The sequence below is a fragment of the Bacillus sp. T33-2 genome (genome assembly GCF_002860205.1).
Taxonomy (GTDB): Bacteria; Bacillota; Bacilli; order Bacillales; family Cytobacillaceae; genus T33-2.
Map to the genome: position 1 here is coordinate 126561 of NZ_PGVB01000007.1, position 17566 is coordinate 144126.

Sequence of the window (17566 nt, forward strand, 5' to 3'; positions counted from 1 at the left end):
TTTACTCCACATTTCTCCACTTAAATAGACGCTTTTCTAATCGTAATAAAAGTTCATTACTTATAAATCCGATTAAACCAATGGCAATCATGCCCACTACTATTTCATTGGACCTTAATAGTTCTGCATATTTTAATATTAATCTACCAAGACCTACCGATTCGCCGCCAATCATTTCAGCCGCTACAATACACATCCATGCTAAACCTAATCCTACCCTCATACCAGAAATGATATCTGGCAGAACACTTGGAATAATTACCTTTTTAATAATCTGTGATTTAGTACCGCCATAGATTTTGACAACATCTTTTAATAAGTTTTCAACCTTTGGAACAGAAACTAGGATATTAATAAAAATTGGAAAAAATGCACCCAGCCAGATGAGAAAAATATACCTTGAAGTTCCCGAAAGTAATACAATCGCCATCGGTACCCATGCTATTGGAGGAATAAAACGTACGGGTTCAATAATAAGTCTACTTCCTTGATAAAGTGATGGATATAAACCCATAACTAACCCTATCAAAACCCCGGTAATGGCAGCAACAGCAAAACCTAATAGAACTCTAATAGTACTTGCCATGATGTGATCCCACATTGTGTACCCTTCTAAGTCTCCAAAAGAAAACAAGTTTATTCCTGCTTGTAAGACACCAACGGGAGTTGGAAAATACATGGATTTAATTAGTAAACTTACAATCTGCCATAAACCCAAAAATAGAAGAAGAACAAGTAAATTTTGAATTGTCTGCTTTAATTCGTTCGTTCGAAGAACACTTTTAAACTTATAGACATTATTGTTTGATTGATACTCTGTAAGTGTAGGCTTAGTGTCCATTCCATCCCCCTCACTTCCTATTTATAATTCAAATATAGTGGTTAAAGATAAATAAAGTTATGGCTTCAATTGGTCTAAAATAGTATTATCTATATATTTCTCCATAAATTTATCAACATCTGGAACTTCTGCTTTCGAAATTTTTCCTGTTGCAATCGCATCTTCAACCGCAAATTTAACACTCGGCATATCTATTTTTGGATTCTCCATGTTAACAGCTTTAAGAGCTGTCTCAATTACTTCATTTGGTTTTCCTATTTTCTTCGCAATGCTATCGATGCTTTCTTTATTATTTTCAGTAAAAAACTCAATCCCTCTCAAGTAGGCTTTTAAAAATTTCTTAACTACTTCTTTATTTTCTCTATAAATGTCGCCATTAAATGCTAACCCCACACTTTCAGCATTCTCAATCACTGGGTTTTCTAGGACATAATGTGCACCATCGATTCTATTAACCGCATCTGCTGCTACCCACTCCCAGCTTGTAAATCCATCTATCTCACCTTTCTCCAATAGTGTTGGCAGATCGGTTACCTTTGCATGTATATGCTGTTTAAATTTTATACCATATTCTGCTTCTGCAACGCTTAACATCGTATTTTGTATGGTACCTATACCTGGAGTTCCGATTATTTTACCATCCAAATCTTTGAATGATTTAATATCGCCTCTTGCAACTACAGGTGCATTGTTTTTAGCCATCGAAGCAACAATCATAATATCTGCACCTTGTGAAGCCGCCTGCAGCATTGGTGTATACCCAGTTTTAACGGCCACATCCACATCCCCATTGGCCATTGACATCATTAATGTTGGACCATTTGCAAATACTTTTTTTTCGATGATTATACCCTCTTCTTCAAAGAATCCCTTCTCAATAGCAACATCCATAGGAGCAATCATTTCCGCAGCAGAGATATCTCCAATCGTTAGGGTGATTTTTTCATCTTTTTCATCTTTATTCGGCTCTTTTGATTCTCCTGAACTTTCATTACTATTACTACACCCTGCTACGAATAGGATAAGAAAAATCGTTAATAGAAAAACTTTATTTTTTATTGAAAAGGTTTTCATTTTTATCCCCCTCATGATTAAAAAACTTGTTTAACTTTGTAAGAGCCATTTTGTACAAAGAATGAACGCACATTCCTTCTTTTTTCAAGTTCTTTTATTAATTCAATTAAAGGTTGACTTGTCGAGATTGGTAGTTTCAAATTCTTCTGGTTTTGATAAAACTCATTCATTGTTCGCTTGCTATTAAAAATATTTAATAACAAATCTTCATCTGACATCGTATGGCCAAGCTCGGCCCTTGCTTTCTTTATATACTCGTCATTGAAATTAGAAGTTGGATCAAGCATATCACTTTCACCGTCTCTTAATACCCTGTCGAGAACATTTTGATCAATAGGTGCTGCGAATTCTCCATAATAGCCTCTGACATATAAACGCAGATCTTCAGGAACAGTATGATACCTTTTCCCTTCCAACACGTTGAAGGTAGCTTGAACACCCACAAGTTGAGATAATGGGGTAACCATAACCGGATAACCCAATTCTTGACGAACTCTCCCAGCCTCTTCTAGTACCTCTGGTAATCTATTTTCAATTCCCAGGTCCTTTAATTGGCTTACGAGATTAGACATCATTCCACCAGGGATTTGATGAGATACATATTTATCAAATTCAATTTGATTAAAAGGCTCTGATTTACCTACAGGCTTTTGTTCTTTATAAGCAACCCAATGTAAGTAATCATCTAGTTCGTTAATATACCTTTCATCTAGACCTACATCGATCCCTAGCTTTCTCGCATCATGTATAATTTTTATATGGGATGGGACAGATTCACCTTCTGATAAAGGTAAAGCTGCTGTAGAAGCAACATCGATTCCTTCTTTAATGGCTTCGATATAACATTCGTTCGCTTGCCCAGTACTGCAGTGTGATTGAAATTGGAGTTCAACTTCACCTGCTGCCCTTCTTAAAGAAGCCATTAAGGATTTCGTGCGTTGAGGTGTTAGAACACCACTGGCATCTTCGAGCATTATGGAATCTACACCTAATCGTTTAAAATGTCTTGCTTTCTCTGCAAAATACTCATCTGTATGGACAGGACTCTCAGAGTATACAAGTGCTCCATTCACCTTCATCCCATAACTTTTTGCCACTTTAATATGCCATTCCAAATTCCGAATATCGTTAAGGCCGTCAAATACCATAATCCAATCTATACCAATGTTTTTTAGTGCTCGAATCGTCAGTTCAACTACATCATCTGGAAACCGTTTCCATCCTAATACATTTCTTCCTCGTAAAAGAACGCTTAATGGTGTATCAGGTATTTGCTGACGCAGTAACCTCAGACGGTCCCACGGATTTTCTCCTAGAAATTTCACACATGTTTCAAAAGCGGCACCACTAATGGATGTTACATAATGAAAACCCGCTTTATTGAATGCTCTGGCAACAGGAAGAATGGATTCCGTTTTCATACGAGTCGCCCATAATGATTGTTGGCCATCCCTTAAGGTTTCATCTACAAATTCAAGCCTTCTTTTCAAAGAAATACACCTCTAATCTGAATAGATTTCTTGTTTATTAATCGAGTGGATAAAAACTTCTTCCCCCCAACGTGTATTAAAATCGTTATTTTGAAAGGTTGAGTCACTCATAAGCTTGTTATGAAACAAGATTGTTGAAGGTACTCCATTGATGACAAACTCACTTAGAGCTCTACGCATTCGTTGAATGGCTTCTGCTCGATTCGCCCCGACAACGATTATTTTTGCTAAAAGTGAATCATAATAAGGAGATATTGTATACCCCTCATAGCAATGACTATCGACACGAACACCAGGACCAGAAGGGATTTGAAATTTAGTTAACTTTCCTGGACTCGGACTAAATCCATTTTCAAAATCTTCAGCATTTATTCTGCATTCTATCGAATGTCCACATAGTAATACATCATCTTGAGTAATGGTTAAAGCTTCACCATTTGCAATCCGAATTTGTTCTTTTACAATATCAACACCCGTAATAAACTCTGTTACTGGATGTTCAACTTGTACTCTAGTATTCATTTCAATAAAATAGAACTTTTGTGTATCTAAATCTAGTAGATACTCAATGGTTCCAGCACTATAATAATTCACATGTTGAGCAAGTTTTACTGCTGATTCACATAGTTGCTTCCTTACATGATCATTGATAACCTCACAAGGGGCTTCTTCTAAAAGTTTTTGGTGACGTCTTTGTACACTACAATCCCGTTCCCCTAAATGAATGGTATTTCCCTTTTTGTCACTGAGTATCTGTACCTCTACATGTCTAGCATTTTCTATATATTTTTCAACATATAAGGAACCATCTCCAAAAGCTGCTTTCGCTTCAGCCTTCGTGCGTAAAAATTCGTCCCGTAATGAATTTTCATCGTAAACAAGCTTCATCCCCTTACCACCACCGCCAGCAGCGGCTTTTAATAGGATCGGGTAGCCCGTTTCATTTGCTACAGCAATAATTTCATCTAAATTATCAATTTTGTTCAATGTACCTGAAATAACCGGTACACCTGCTGCCTTTGCAATTTCTTTGGCAGCAATTTTATTGCCCATCTGCCGTATGAGTAATCCTGACGGCCCAATAAATTGTATCCCGTTTAACTCGCATAGATCTGCGAATTCATCATTTTCCGCTAAAAAACCATATCCTGGGTGAATCGCGTCTGCCCCCGCTTTAATAGCTGTTTCGATAATATTTTGCATATTTAAATAGCTTTTACTGGCTGCTGGTTTCCCAATATTTACAGCAGTATCGGCCATTTGAACATGTAAACTATCTTTATCCGCATCTGAAAAGACAGCAACGGTTTGAATACCTAGTTCTTTACAAGCTCGAATAATTCGAACGGCAATTTCTCCACGGTTTGCAATAAGAACTCTTTTAATATTAGTCACCCGTTCAACCTCCTTCTAGTAGATTAGAATCTATATATTATTTAGCTTCTAGCAGTACGATAACTTGATTTGTTTCAACCAGATCCTCATTTTCTATTAATATATCTTTAACAACACCGCCACAGGGGGCTTTTATTGAATTAAATACTTTCATTACTTCAACGATTCCAATTTGGTCGCCAGCTTTCACTTCAGACCCAATACTCACGAAAGGCTCTGCATCTGGTGAAGGTGACGTATAAAACACACCCATAATCGGTGCTTTAACTTCAACATAATCACTATTCAATATGACTGGATTTACTTCTTGCTGCTTTTCTCGCTGATCTCCTATACTACTTTCCTTACTGCTTACTTCTGGGGTTTCAACCTTTTGAACTTCTCTTTTAATAGAAGAAACTTCTTTCTCCTGGCTTTGCTTTTCTTTTTCAATCTTTAACTTAAAATCACCCACTTCTATGTCTAAGCTCGTATAATTGTAATTGTCAATAAGAGATAAAATTTCAATCAAATTCTTAAAACTCAGCTCATACTGAACTGAAGTATTTTCCAGTGAATTGGTTAATTTAAGCTCTTTAATAATATTTTCTTCTAGTTTTTCTTTCACTTCAAAATCACTAACCAATATAATCCCTCCTTGATATTTAAAAAACGTTTTTTAATGGGAATTTACACTGTTATTTGCTTTTGTTTTTCCAATCAATAGCAATGAACCAGAACTGACCAATGCCCCTATAAATGCCTCGCCTGGAAAAGCATAATCCGCGATCCATCTCAGCTCATGTAGCCCTAAAACCGCTTGAGGTGATACCATCATCCATAACCCAATTAAAAAAACAATATAACCTACTATCCTCATTTCTATGCCACCTCTTTTCCTGTTTTAGGTGCAAACCGATCCTCAACCATTGCCCCAATGAGACCATCATCAGTCGTATTAACAGCAGTACAAATCATCGGTATTAATCCGGAATACATGGTAATAAATGTAGTTACAAATAAGGTAGGATCCGGCACTTGTAATATTATTGCAATAACGGGTGACATAAAGAATCCAGCACCGCCTGGTACTCCAGGAGATTCTAATCCTAATATCCACATCGGCAATACTAATAAGAGAATTTCATAAAAGGAAAGAGGAATATCCATCATTGCACAGGTTGTGACTGTTACGATTAAAACCGCCATGGTGGAGGTACTTTTATTAAGTACAGTACCAAATATGATAGATGTCTCGGCAAATTCAGGTTTAAGTTTTAGGTCTTTTTCAGCTGAAATAATATTAACCGCAAGAGTGTCGTAGGATCCTCCTGTACCAAAACCTGTAGAAAAAACCGTAAAATAGTAGGACAGTAGCTGTTTCCAGGTTCTTTTTGATATTAGTTTCGTGGCAATAAGCATTACAATTGTCCACGACCCAGCTAATAGAAGAACCCAAAGGACGGTTTTACCATAAAACGCCACCCCATTACTACCAAACTTTAATGGGATATTAATGGCTAAACATCCGATCATGATCGGATAATACCATAAAAACCATTTAAATAACTTTAATACATAGTCACTAATATTCATGATGGAGTTTGCGATTGGATGGAATTTTGGCTTGACGGCTACAACCCATCCTACGACAACAGAAGCAACCAATATCTGTAAAAGAGGCTGCTGTGTAATAATCGTTTTGAACGTGTTTAAGATGCTCATAACAAAGGTGGAAAACCCTGCAGCTTCTGCACCAGCTTGTGAAAGTGGTAAATTTAAAAAAGCTAGAATAAACATACATGCAAAAATTAATGCAGCTATCCCTAGCGTAAAATATAAAATAAAAATTCGTCCAAAAAGTTTTCCTGCTGTTTCCTTGTGCACCATAATGAGCCTAGACGTAGCTCCAGCTAGAAGGAAAAAAATGATAGCTGTTGCAAAAGTTACAATTGTTTTAGGAAAATATTCTCCGCTTATAGCAAGTGCTTTTACTAAAGGTTGGTCTGGAGAATAGCTTCCAAGTAAGAATCCAACGGCGAGAGTAATAAAGACCCAATATGGATATGGTACCCTTTTAAAAATATTTTTCTTGGGAAGACTGTACTCTGGTTGAATTTCACTTCTTACACTATTAATATTTTCCATGAAAACATCTCCTTTTTAATGGAATGAACAACAGTAATTTTATCTAAGTCCCCCTAAAACAATTCTCTCATTGTAAACGCTTCCTTTTTTGACTGAAATATCTTTCAAGATCCCCTTCTTTATACCTCCTTTCTGATTTGGACTCGAAGTTTTCACATTCATACAACCGGTTATTTGTAAATAAATCATTTCCAGGCGATGTTTCCACTTTGTGGTTCAGTGGTCCAATCACCTTACCAAATTATCATTAATTTATTAAATTTTCAATATATTCTTTAAATTTAGTTATATTACATTTCTTAATCTATCTTATAAAAAACTAATATAGGTACTTTTAGAAGCTCAAAAAGACTACAGGTACCAATAACCTTTTCATTTATATAGTATTTCTTTATTAAATGTATAAAAAAATGCAATAAATGTTTTCTTTCAACTTGTGTTACTTTAAAACTAATCACTTACTTTCAAAAAATTGTTTGAGGACTAATCCGAAGGAGAATGATAATCTATGCCACAGCCTTATGTAAGAGAAAAAATTTACGCCCCAGCTCAATTAAAAAGAACTGAAAAACCGCACATGTTAATGAGATTATTAGGTGGGATTGGGTTTACCTTTTTTATCGCTTTGTTGGGCTTAGGCCTATCGAAGATTACTGGGTTCGATCGAATTGGATCACTTGCCTGTTCCATCATTATTGCGGTAATCATCAGACAAATTTGGGATTACCCAGAAAAACTTCGAGCTGGAATTGAATTCTCTTCCAAGAAGTTACTTAGATATGCGATTGTATTGTACGGACTAAAGTTAAATATTGTGGTGATCTTTAATCAAGGAATGCCGCTATTGATTCGAGATATTGGGACGATTGTTTTTTCTATTGTCATCACTTTATTACTTGCAAAATGGTTAAAAGCAGATTTTTCTATTTCTCTATTACTTGGTGTTGGTACAGGAGTTTGTGGAGCAGCGGCTATCGCTGCAGTTTCTCCTATAGTGAAAACGAAAGAAGAGGATACGGCGATTGGTGTAGGGATTATTGCATTGATTGGAACCGTTTTTTCCATACTCTATACTGTGCTGCGTCCCTATCTTCCAATGACGGGTATGGATTATGGAATCTGGTCTGGTGTTAGTTTACATGAAATTGCACACGTTGCTTTAGCGGCAGCACCCGGTGGTGAGGATGTATTAGCGATTGCGCTCCTTGCTAAACTAGGGCGAGTATTCTTATTAGTACCATTATGTTTTATCCTCATGTATTGGATGAACAAGAGGAAACCAAATCAAGCAGACAAAACAAAAATCGATTTTCCATGGTTCTTAATTGGTTTTATCGGAATGAGCTTATTCGGAAGTTATATCGTTGGGAAATATATTCATATATCTGCTGAAGTAATGGGTCAGATTGGGAATCTTTCAACCTACATTTTAACAATGGCAATGGTCGGATTAGGCTTAAATGTAAGCTTCCAAGTATTAAAGACAAAAGCTCTCAGACCAGTAATGGCAATGGTTATTACCTCTATCCTGTTATCAGCCCTTACATTTTTTAGTATTTTTTAAAAGGGTTTTCACTTTATAAGTGGAATTAATATGAAACGAGAGCGGGTGAAAAGGGGGAAAAGCGTTGAATTTCGATCACTTAAGAATTTTTTATATGGCTGCGATGAAGAAGAATTTTTCAGAAACCGCTAAAGCATTGCATATGTCACAACCGAGCGTCAGTCTCCAAATTCGTCAGTTGGAAGAATCATTGGATACGAAGCTCTTTAACCGAACGACTAAAAAAGTTTATCTTACTCCTGCTGGCGAACTACTTTTTAATTCAGCAAAAAACATATTAAAACAAGTAAATGACACAAAAAAAGAAATAAAACAACTGGAACAATCGGTTCACGGAAATTTACTTATCGGTGCAAGCTTAACAATTGGCGAGTACATCCTTCCCTACTTATTTGGTGAATTTAAACGAAAATTTCCCAATGTGAATATTATTTTGAAAATATATAATTCCCAACAAATTGCTGAAAAACTAGATGATGAAGAAATAAATTTAGGATTTATTGAATCGATGATTTCCTATCCACAGTTTGTTCAAGAAGCATTTTTAGATGATGAATTGATGGTTATATCGTCGGATCCTATTCCTGACGCAACAGATAGCGAAATTTCGATAGAGCAGCTTTTTAATCTTCCGTTAATCTTGCGTGAAGAAGGTTCAGGTACAAGGCAAGTGATTGAGGAGTCATTACGGAAGTATAATTTTAATCCTGCCAGGTTAAAAGTCATTCTAGAACTTGAAAACACAGAATCGATTAAATCCTCTGTTGAATCTGGCATGGGTATTTCCATCATTTCAAAAGTTGCTGTTCAGAAAGAACTCACACTAAAAACATTAAAAAGTTACTCAATTAAAGATATAAATTTGAAGAGATCCTTGTACTATATCTATAATGATACAAATCTTTCACTGCCTAGCCAGGTGTTCTTGGAATTTATATCAGAGTTTTATAAAAATCAAAATCATCAATTGAAGCATTCAATAAATAAAAAATCATTTACTTAAAAAAGTATTATTATATAAGGAAGAATGTTTTTTCGATTTACAGAGACTCGATTTTTCATTCATTGTTTGTGTTCTGCTCTGCCTCTTAAGTATTTAACTTGTGGACCCAATAATACGACATCTACTTTTTCCTTCGCTAAAAATTTGTCGGCTATTGTTGAAGCGATTGCCATTACTTCGATATATATGCCCCGTTCTTCAGCACACTTTTGCATTTTTGTCATCAACATACTTGTACTCATTCCTGCAGAACAAATTAGCAAGATGCGGTTTTTATCCATTGCTATTTCCCCTTTGTATATGCCGTGGACTTCATACTGTTTTTCTAGAATGTATGCGCTTTATTTTTAAGTTGCGGTTTTTCCGTTGATAACGTAAATCGTTTTATGGAATCAAAAAAAGCCTATTGCTAGTGTTGAAGGCAATAAGCTCAGTTACCAATTTGGCCATGCATGATATTAATGATTTCCTCTTTAGATTGGATTTTGATCAGCCTCTGAACAACTGATTTATTTTCGATCACTTTAATCAATTGCTGATACATACCACTTAAACGTTCTTCACTCCCCTTCTAAATATTTAATTAAAAACAACGGTATTGAAAAAACGAAGTCTATATCGGAGAACAGCAATTCCTGGAAGGAGAAGATACAAAAATGGCATTCCAGGACAATGACCTGCCGGCGGGCAAAAAATTATTAAGAAGACAAAAGAAACCCTTCCTGACTTTGGAAGGGTTTTTGACCTGAAATAGACTTATATTTTGTCCTGTTCGTAAATTACACTAGATAAATGTGTCTTCCGTGAACTAGGCGTGAACAGATTACAGCAGATGCTTCTGTTCTTTCCTCAATGCGTCCCCGGCCCTCACATAATTCCAACTACGATATAACTTTCTTATCATCAGTATTGAATACTTCTTCTGCAGCCTCTTCTTTCAGGTCAGCATTATCCATAAGCTTCACAAACGGATAGTAAATGACAACCGTTAAAACAAGAGTGATAGCCTGGATTACTGCGCCGCTAATTTTACCTCCAGTTGCGAGATAACCACTGATGATCGGAGGCATTGTCCAGGGTACAATAATGCCGGCTGGTTTAGCGACTAATCCCATAGCCATACCAGCGTAAGTAACAACTGCAGCAACTACTGGAGCAATAATGAACGGGATCAGTAATTTAAAATTCAACACTACCGGCAGCCCAAACAAAACCGGTTCATTGATGTTGAAGAATCCTGGTGCAACTGTGAGCTTACCCATTGCTTTGTTATTTTTACTCTTTGTAAATAACCATAAGCAGATAACTAGTCCAATGGTAGCTCCTCCGCCACCCATCCAGACAAAATTCAACATGAATTCATTTGTAACGATGTTCGGCAATTCTTTTCCGGCCTGGAATGCGATTCGATTCGCATCAGAATTTTGCAGCCAGATAGGCTGAATGACTGGAATAACTGTATTCGCACCATGTATGCCAAGAAGCCATAAAAATGAATTTAATGCTATGATGATCAATGTTCCCCATAAACTGCTGCCTAGTACACCAAGTGGTTTTCCTAGCGTATTGGTTAACAAAGTATGGATATTGTCGATTCCAGCGAATCCTAACAATAAATAGATTAAGCTCCAAACCAATATAACCATTAATCCAGGTATTAATGCAGCAAATGATTTCTCAACAGCTACTGGTACACCCGCAGGCATTTTGATTGTAAAATTCTTTTGCACAAAGAACCTGAATATTTCAGCTGATATAAGTCCCACTACAATCGCTACAAATAGCCCGCTGCTGCCCAGGTAGATATAAGAAATTCCAGAACCAGCTTTTGAAATTAAGTCGGGGGTTACGATAACAAAACTTGATAATGCAATGATCCCCGCAGAAATTTCATCAACATCATAAAATTCCGCCAGACTTTTAGCGATTCCAAAAACAGCCACAAGTGCCATCAGTCCAAATGAACCGTTTACAATTTTAGCAAAAACAGGTGCTAATCCAAGGTCATTCAACCACTCGGTATACCCGCTTATCGGTAAATTGCCTAAAATAAGAAAGATTGACCCTATAATAATTAGCGGCATCCCTAATAAAATTCCATCACGCAATGCTCTTAGATGTCGTTGTTCTCCGATCATCCCTGCTATATATTCAATTCTTTCTAACATTTTTTCACATCCCCATTCGAGTTCTTTCGCTATTAACCGATTATATTTTCTTCAACACAAAGCTCGTCCATGGCTTCAGATAGTCTAATAGAAACGTTGACTCTTCTGTAAGCCGGCCTACTACATTTCTGTCGTCGTCGTTGTCCATGTCCGTCAATGCAATTTGTGTTTCACCTTTGTAATGACCAAAATGGTTATTGCAAATTAATATGTCACCTTTCTTGATCGGAACTGTGTTATTCGCTGGAAAATCCTCAGCTTTGTATTTTATTCGTGTGGATGTCGAGCGAATCATATATTCAGAGCGGTCGCCTCTGTACTGATGAATTTCGTCAAGAACGATTTTTTTTTCCACTTCCGAAATGTCGGAAAATAACTCAATTTCAAATGCTGGGTGGCTATTAAGATACGCTTGTGACATGGTCCGCAATTCATCTTCAGTAGCATAGGCATTTCCAATCAATAAATCATCAATTGTTCCCATTAATCGGAAATGTGTAACCTGAGTATGAATAGAACGATTTCTATGGTGCTCCAAAGTGCAAAGCCCCTTTTGAACCGGCCATGGGCCAAGCTCGCCATGCTGCGAAGTGACAAAAGCACCCGTATGTATGCGGTTTTGATTAAACACACTTGTTGTTTGTTCAAAATGGTCCTGAGAAATGCCTGTATATTTTTGCGGATAAAAATTGTGAGACGCGTACAAATAGTCAATATCAGGCTGGTAACTCATAATATTATCAATGTACTTTGTTCCGCTGCTCATATTGATTTCGATAATCAGCCCATAAGGATTCCTGGTCATCGCAGCTTCCTCTGCACCAGTAAAACCTAGGTCCAGACGGATTCCTGTTGCCCCTAAATCCTTGAAGAATTTCAGATCATCATAGCTAATATTCAACTGCTTGAACAAACTCGGATTGATGTCCAGGATTGTTTCCATCCCAATTGAATTACCATACTCAATAATCTTTTTGAACTTATTAATGACTTCACCTTGATCCCCGACTATTTCTAACAAACTAGTAAATATTCGCGTGAATCCATACTTTCTGGCAAGGTCCAAATATTCCTTATCAGCTTCATATTGGCTTTGTGATGGATAAATCGATACACCAAGCTGCCTCATTCCTTTTCCCCCTCTTTAAAAAGTCAATTGGTTTCGCGTTGCCTCAGTTTATGAATTCGGCTGAGTTACAGCCAGTTTTTTATGGACATCAATTACTTCTTTCGCCAAATCCAAGAAAGTAATGGCATTCATTAAATGATCCTGAGCATGAATCAGCAGTAAAGTAACTTGAAAATTTTCTCCAGATGCTTCCTGTGTCAATAAACTTGTTTGTGAATTGTGTGCTCCTGTTAATTCATTGTTAGCTTCTTCAAGTTTTTGGTCAGCCAACTCGAAGTCGTCTTCCTTTGCTGCTTGAATAGCTTCCATTGCAAGACTTTTGGCATTGCCGCTAAGCATGATCAAATTCATAACTGCTTCTAAAGCATTGTTTTCTTGCACTTATAACATCCTTCCTGGAATCTATTTTCCATTGTTGATTAAGTCTAATGCAGTATTTAAAACATTTTCACCATTCATCTTGCCGTAGTCTTTCATGTCAATTACTGCCAGAGGAATATTGTCTTTAGCCAATGATTTCTCATATCTGCCTCTTAAGTATTTAACTTGCGGACCTAATAATACGACATCTACTTTTTCCTTCGCTAAAAATTTGTCGGCTGTTGTTGAAGCGATCGCCATTACTTCGATATCTATGCCCCGTTCTTCAGCACACTTTTGCATTTTTGTCATCAACATGCTTGTACTCATTCCTGCAGAACAAATTAGCAAGATTCGTTTTTTATCCATTGCTATTTCCCCTTTGTATATGTCGTGGACTTCATAATGTTATTCTAGAATGTATGCGCTTTATTTTTAAGTTGCGGTTTTTCCGTTGATAACGGAAATTGTTATATGGAATCAAAAAAAGCCTATTGCTAGTTGAAGGCAATAAGCTCAGTTACCAATTTGGCCATGCATGATATTGATTATTTCCTCTTTAGATTGGCTTTTGATCAACTTCTGAACAACTGATTTATTTTCGATCACTTTGATCAATTGCTGATACATACCACTTAAACGTTCTTCACTCCCCTTCTCAATATTTAATAGACACACAAATTGAACCATTTTGTCATCATCCCATTGAATGGGGGATTTTAATGTACATATTGTCCAGAAAGTATCACTTGTTTCGGCTCTTATTGGATGGGGTACAGCAACTAAATTTCCAAAGCAAGTAGCTGCCAGCTTCTCTCTTTCTAAAACAAGTTCCGCATAATTTTTTGAAACAAGACCTTGCTTATGTAATTCATTACACAGGAATTGAATGGTGCTTTCTTTATTTTCAAACTCTTTATGAATAAAAATTCTTGAGGGATCTAGATACTCTTGTTTATCATTTTGATTGGATGTTAACTTATTTTTTATTTTTATAATGTCTGCATCCTCTAAGAAAGTATTTACAACCAGAACTGGTACACCCAGGTTTTCTTCAATTGGAATGGTACTGATGATGAAGTCAATATCAGATAAATTGTACGCGATTAATTTATAATAACTGATCGTATCTACTATTTCGATTTCACCTTGAAAGACATTTTCCAAATGATAGTAAAGTAAGCTTGCGCTCCCCACACCCGATGCACAAACAATTAAAACCCTTTTCACTTTTTTCTGCTGTTCCTTCATTCTCTGAAGCGCAACTCCAATATGCAATGCAAGATAGGCGATTTCATGTTGACCCACTTCTTTATCTAAAATCTCCTCTATACTTTTACTTGCTATGACCGCTCCTTCAAATGCACTTGGATATTTAGTCTTGATTTGGCTCAATAATGGGTTTCGTATATTCAGGCCATATTTCAATCGGTTGATTGCCGGACGAAGATGTAAGGTTATTGACTTAATAAACTCTTTATCACCGGAAAAGTCCCAATTTAACTCTGTCTTTAATTTTTCCAGTATTCTATTCACAATCGTGTGCACATCATCAAACTGATCAGAATCCTGGTTTGTCAATAATTTCGTGCCTAATAAATGAACAATAATATAGTCTATCTCGGATTTAGGAAAGCTTAATTTCGTTAACGACTCTACCTCTTTAATAATTTCTGCTGAAACGATTTTCTCAAATGTATGTTCTTTATTAAATTCGATATGAATTGGTTCTATAATAAATCCTTCCTGTAATCGTTTGCATGCAATCGCGATATGAACAGCCAGATTTTCCAGTTCAAAATCAGAAATGTTAATGTTATGATTATTTGCTTTCGTTATCAGAATAGCCCTGATGTTTTCAAGTAATTCTTTATCCAACAATTGATCGGAATCCATATGCACCATGCTGCGCCTATTTCTATTTAGCATGGAATCAGACAAGCATAATCTTTTCATATATTCGTCCCCTTCAATCTTTGTTCCATAATGGGGACGGTTTATGATATTTAATTTATATTTTTGTATCATTTTCCGGACTAATTTCAGGTCAGTTTGCAGCGTTGATTTTGAAACAAACGTTTCTTCTTCCAAACTTTCCAGCTTCAGAAAATCCTGCGCGAGCAATAATCTTTTTAATATATATCTAACCCTGTATTCTTGTTCTTCAAAACTATTAATTAACTGATTGTTCTCTTGAGAGAAATGAGAAGTTGCCTTTGCAAACAATTCTCGATGTAAAACTTTTATTATATAACCTTTACCCCGTATTGATTCAATATTGATACCTAACATACTGCTGTTTTGTTGAATCTGCTTTAATTCATCGCGGACAGTCCGATCACTTACACCTAACTCTTTTGCAATCCAGTCGGCTGGTATGGGTTCAGACGATTTTATTAAGTACATTAAAATATCTTTCTGGCGTTTTGAAAGTAATAACATTCAATCTATCCTTCCTACCATCGAACTAATTTACCTTTTATTATGAAAGATGAGTAATTCTTCTCTATATTACGTAAGTATGTAAAGGCTTCTAACGTATAATGCAGGTTGACATAGTAAATTTACGCACTATTTGGAATCCATATACTTAAGAAATGAATAGCATAATATAGTAAAATAATAATGCTAATTTAGTAATGAATCAACTGTATTAAGCAGAAACAATATTAACTGCGTTTCTCTCGTATGTTTGTCTCCAACCGATAATGGCAAATTGTTTTCTTTAACTGGAGCTAAGCCAACTCACAATATTCATGTACTTAACCCTTTCTTACGGCAATACCTCCCCCATTCCGGAATTTTCCTAAAAAAATTATTTTAATTGCCCACACATACAAATTCTGACAAACTTCACAACACACTATCTTGTAGAATAGGAAAAGAGAAAAATGAACAGCTCTTTAATGCAACCCAGGGCTTAACGTCAAAGGACAACTAGAACTGGTTTTAAAGTACGGGGGGATATTTGTGGCAAATGCTTTAAAATTAAATGAGGAAATTGACAAACCATCCAAATGGTTTACAAAGTGGAGACTTATAACAACAATTGTCGTCATGGTTATGATCCTCCTGCTTGCGGGGATCAGCTATTACCAGGCAAACTACTTTAATGCAAATATCACAATAAATGGCATAAATGTTGGGGGACTCACGGCCGATCAGGCACTTCAAAAATTAAAAACAACGGTATTGAAAAACGAAGTCTATGTCGGTGAACAGCAAATCCTGGATGGAGAAGATACAAAAATGGCATTCCTGGACAATGACCTGCCGGCGGTCAAAAAATTATTAAGAAGCCAGTGGTCATTTTTTCCTTCTTCACAGGCAAAAAGTTATTCTTTAACCCCAAACAAAGAGGATCAGTACCGAAGCGTGACGATGAAAAAACTGGTGGAAGATAAGCTTGCATCATTGAATGAAAGCTTAAAAGCGCCGCAAGATGCCAAAGCTTATGTGGAAGAAGGCAAAGTGGTAATCTCGAACAGCTCCAGCGGGGAGCAATATGATGTCGCAAGCCTGTTAAAGGAATTCGAAAAGCAGGAATATATGAGTGAAACCCGTTTGAATCCTGTATATATACAGCCGGTCAAAGAAGACAGCCAGATTGTCAAAGACCAGGAGGCAAAGCTGCAGGAACTCCTCGGACGGATCGTTGAATATAAGGTGCAGGATAAAGTTTATCCATTAAAAGCCAGTGAATTGATTAAAAAGGCCTCAATTTCGGCAGATTTGAAGATTACGATTGAAGAAAGCAATATTCATCATAAAATTTCTGAAATCAATGATTTGCAATCCACACTCAATAAAAATTTCACCTTTACAACCCACTCAGGTTCAACCATATCTGTAAAAGGACAGGGATACGGGTGGGCACTGGATACCGAAAAAGAAACTGCGCTCATTCAGGAAGCATTCGTAAAAGGTGAAAATTCGGTTTCTGCTGCCAATGTTTATGGACATGGCTGGAAAGGTGAAGGTTATGGCTTTGAAACAATAACCAACAATGGAATTGGCGATACTTATGCTGAGGTGTCCATTGCAGAACAGCGTATTTGGCTGTACAGAAATGGACAAATGGTCTTCACCACGAATGTGGTGACCGGCAAACACAGCACCGGTGAAGATACATCACCAGGAGTATGGTATATCCTCTTCAAGCGCACTCCGTACACCCTTAATGGCACTAGCGCTGGCGCCGGGGACTATTCAATTGAAGTTGATTACTGGGCACCCTTTACGAACAGCGGGCAGGGTTTCCACGATGCAAGCTGGCGGACAAACTGGGCAAGCAATGCCTATCTTACAGGAGGGTCTGGCGGATGCGTGAACGTACCGCCGAGTGTGATGAAAACCGTGTATGATAACCTTAGTCCATACCAGCCGGTTGTCGTTTATTGAAACACGGGGACGGT

16 protein-coding genes are annotated in these 17566 nt (G+C 36.8%); 3 read left to right on the forward strand and 13 right to left on the reverse strand.

Annotated features, from left to right (window positions below; translation table 11 throughout):
* Position 1: 1 nt before the first annotated feature.
* The 7 genes from CVD19_RS05390 to CVD19_RS05420 are packed head-to-tail and all read right to left on the reverse strand — an operon-like array spanning position 2 to position 6927.
* Positions 2-841 carry an ABC transporter permease gene (locus CVD19_RS05390; RefSeq protein ID WP_101580842.1) on the reverse strand — a complete coding sequence of 280 codons (840 nt, stop codon included), beginning with the start codon at positions 839-841 and terminating at the stop codon, positions 2-4.
* A 57-nt stretch (positions 842-898) separates the two neighbouring features.
* A complete protein-coding gene (locus tag CVD19_RS05395) occupies positions 899-1915 on the reverse strand; it encodes an ABC transporter substrate-binding protein (RefSeq protein WP_180953534.1) in 1017 nt (338 codons plus the stop codon).
* A 17-nt stretch (positions 1916-1932) separates the two neighbouring features.
* Entirely contained in the window at positions 1933-3405 is a 1473-nt protein-coding gene (locus tag CVD19_RS05400; protein ID WP_180953535.1) for a pyruvate carboxylase subunit B, read from the reverse strand.
* A 12-nt stretch (positions 3406-3417) separates the two neighbouring features.
* Positions 3418-4800 (reverse strand): acetyl-CoA carboxylase biotin carboxylase subunit, encoded by a 1383-nt coding sequence (accC, locus tag CVD19_RS05405; RefSeq protein ID WP_101580845.1) that lies wholly within the window; start codon positions 4798-4800, stop codon positions 3418-3420.
* A gap of 37 nt (positions 4801-4837) precedes the next feature.
* On the reverse strand, positions 4838-5425 hold the full coding sequence (locus CVD19_RS05410; protein ID WP_101580846.1) for an acetyl-CoA carboxylase biotin carboxyl carrier protein: 588 nt from the start codon (positions 5423-5425) through the stop codon (positions 4838-4840).
* Between the two features lie 33 nt (positions 5426-5458).
* Complete coding sequence (locus tag CVD19_RS05415; RefSeq protein WP_101580847.1) at positions 5459-5659, reverse strand: hypothetical protein; 201 nt, start codon at positions 5657-5659, stop codon at positions 5459-5461.
* A gap of 2 nt (positions 5660-5661) precedes the next feature.
* Positions 5662-6927, reverse strand: a complete 1266-nt coding sequence (locus CVD19_RS05420; RefSeq protein ID WP_101580848.1) for a cation:dicarboxylate symporter family transporter — start codon at positions 6925-6927, stop codon at positions 5662-5664.
* Positions 6928-7504: 577 nt separating this feature from the next.
* Here CVD19_RS05420 and CVD19_RS05425 point away from each other — a divergent pair.
* Complete coding sequence (locus CVD19_RS05425) at positions 7505-8491, forward strand: YeiH family protein (RefSeq protein WP_257985043.1); 987 nt, start codon at positions 7505-7507, stop codon at positions 8489-8491.
* 64 nt (positions 8492-8555) lie between these two features.
* Positions 8556-9494 carry a selenium metabolism-associated LysR family transcriptional regulator gene (locus CVD19_RS05430; RefSeq protein ID WP_101580850.1) on the forward strand — a complete coding sequence of 313 codons (939 nt, stop codon included), beginning with the start codon at positions 8556-8558 and terminating at the stop codon, positions 9492-9494.
* 59 nt (positions 9495-9553) lie between these two features.
* Here CVD19_RS05430 and CVD19_RS05435 read toward each other — a convergent pair whose 3' ends face one another.
* The 6 genes from CVD19_RS05435 to CVD19_RS05460 form a co-directional block, all read right to left on the reverse strand.
* Positions 9554-9775, reverse strand: coding sequence for a hypothetical protein (locus tag CVD19_RS05435; protein WP_257985037.1), 222 nt, complete (start codon positions 9773-9775; stop codon positions 9554-9556).
* A 600-nt stretch (positions 9776-10375) separates the two neighbouring features.
* Positions 10376-11662, reverse strand: coding sequence for a PTS cellobiose transporter subunit IIC (celB, locus tag CVD19_RS05440; RefSeq protein ID WP_101580852.1), 1287 nt, complete (start codon positions 11660-11662; stop codon positions 10376-10378).
* 40 nt (positions 11663-11702) lie between these two features.
* Positions 11703-12791 carry a DUF871 domain-containing protein gene (locus tag CVD19_RS05445; protein WP_101580853.1) on the reverse strand — a complete coding sequence of 363 codons (1089 nt, stop codon included), beginning with the start codon at positions 12789-12791 and terminating at the stop codon, positions 11703-11705.
* A 48-nt stretch (positions 12792-12839) separates the two neighbouring features.
* Positions 12840-13172, reverse strand: coding sequence for a PTS lactose/cellobiose transporter subunit IIA (locus CVD19_RS05450; RefSeq protein WP_257985038.1), 333 nt, complete (start codon positions 13170-13172; stop codon positions 12840-12842).
* 21 nt (positions 13173-13193) lie between these two features.
* Positions 13194-13520, reverse strand: a complete 327-nt coding sequence (locus CVD19_RS05455) for a PTS sugar transporter subunit IIB (protein WP_101580854.1) — start codon at positions 13518-13520, stop codon at positions 13194-13196.
* A 147-nt stretch (positions 13521-13667) separates the two neighbouring features.
* On the reverse strand, positions 13668-15593 hold the full coding sequence (locus CVD19_RS05460; RefSeq protein ID WP_101580855.1) for a BglG family transcription antiterminator: 1926 nt from the start codon (positions 15591-15593) through the stop codon (positions 13668-13670).
* Positions 15594-16121: 528 nt separating this feature from the next.
* Between CVD19_RS05460 and CVD19_RS05465 the strand changes: the two genes are divergently transcribed.
* Positions 16122-17552 (forward strand): L,D-transpeptidase, encoded by a 1431-nt coding sequence (locus CVD19_RS05465; protein WP_257985039.1) that lies wholly within the window; start codon positions 16122-16124, stop codon positions 17550-17552.
* Positions 17553-17566: the final 14 nt, after the last annotated feature.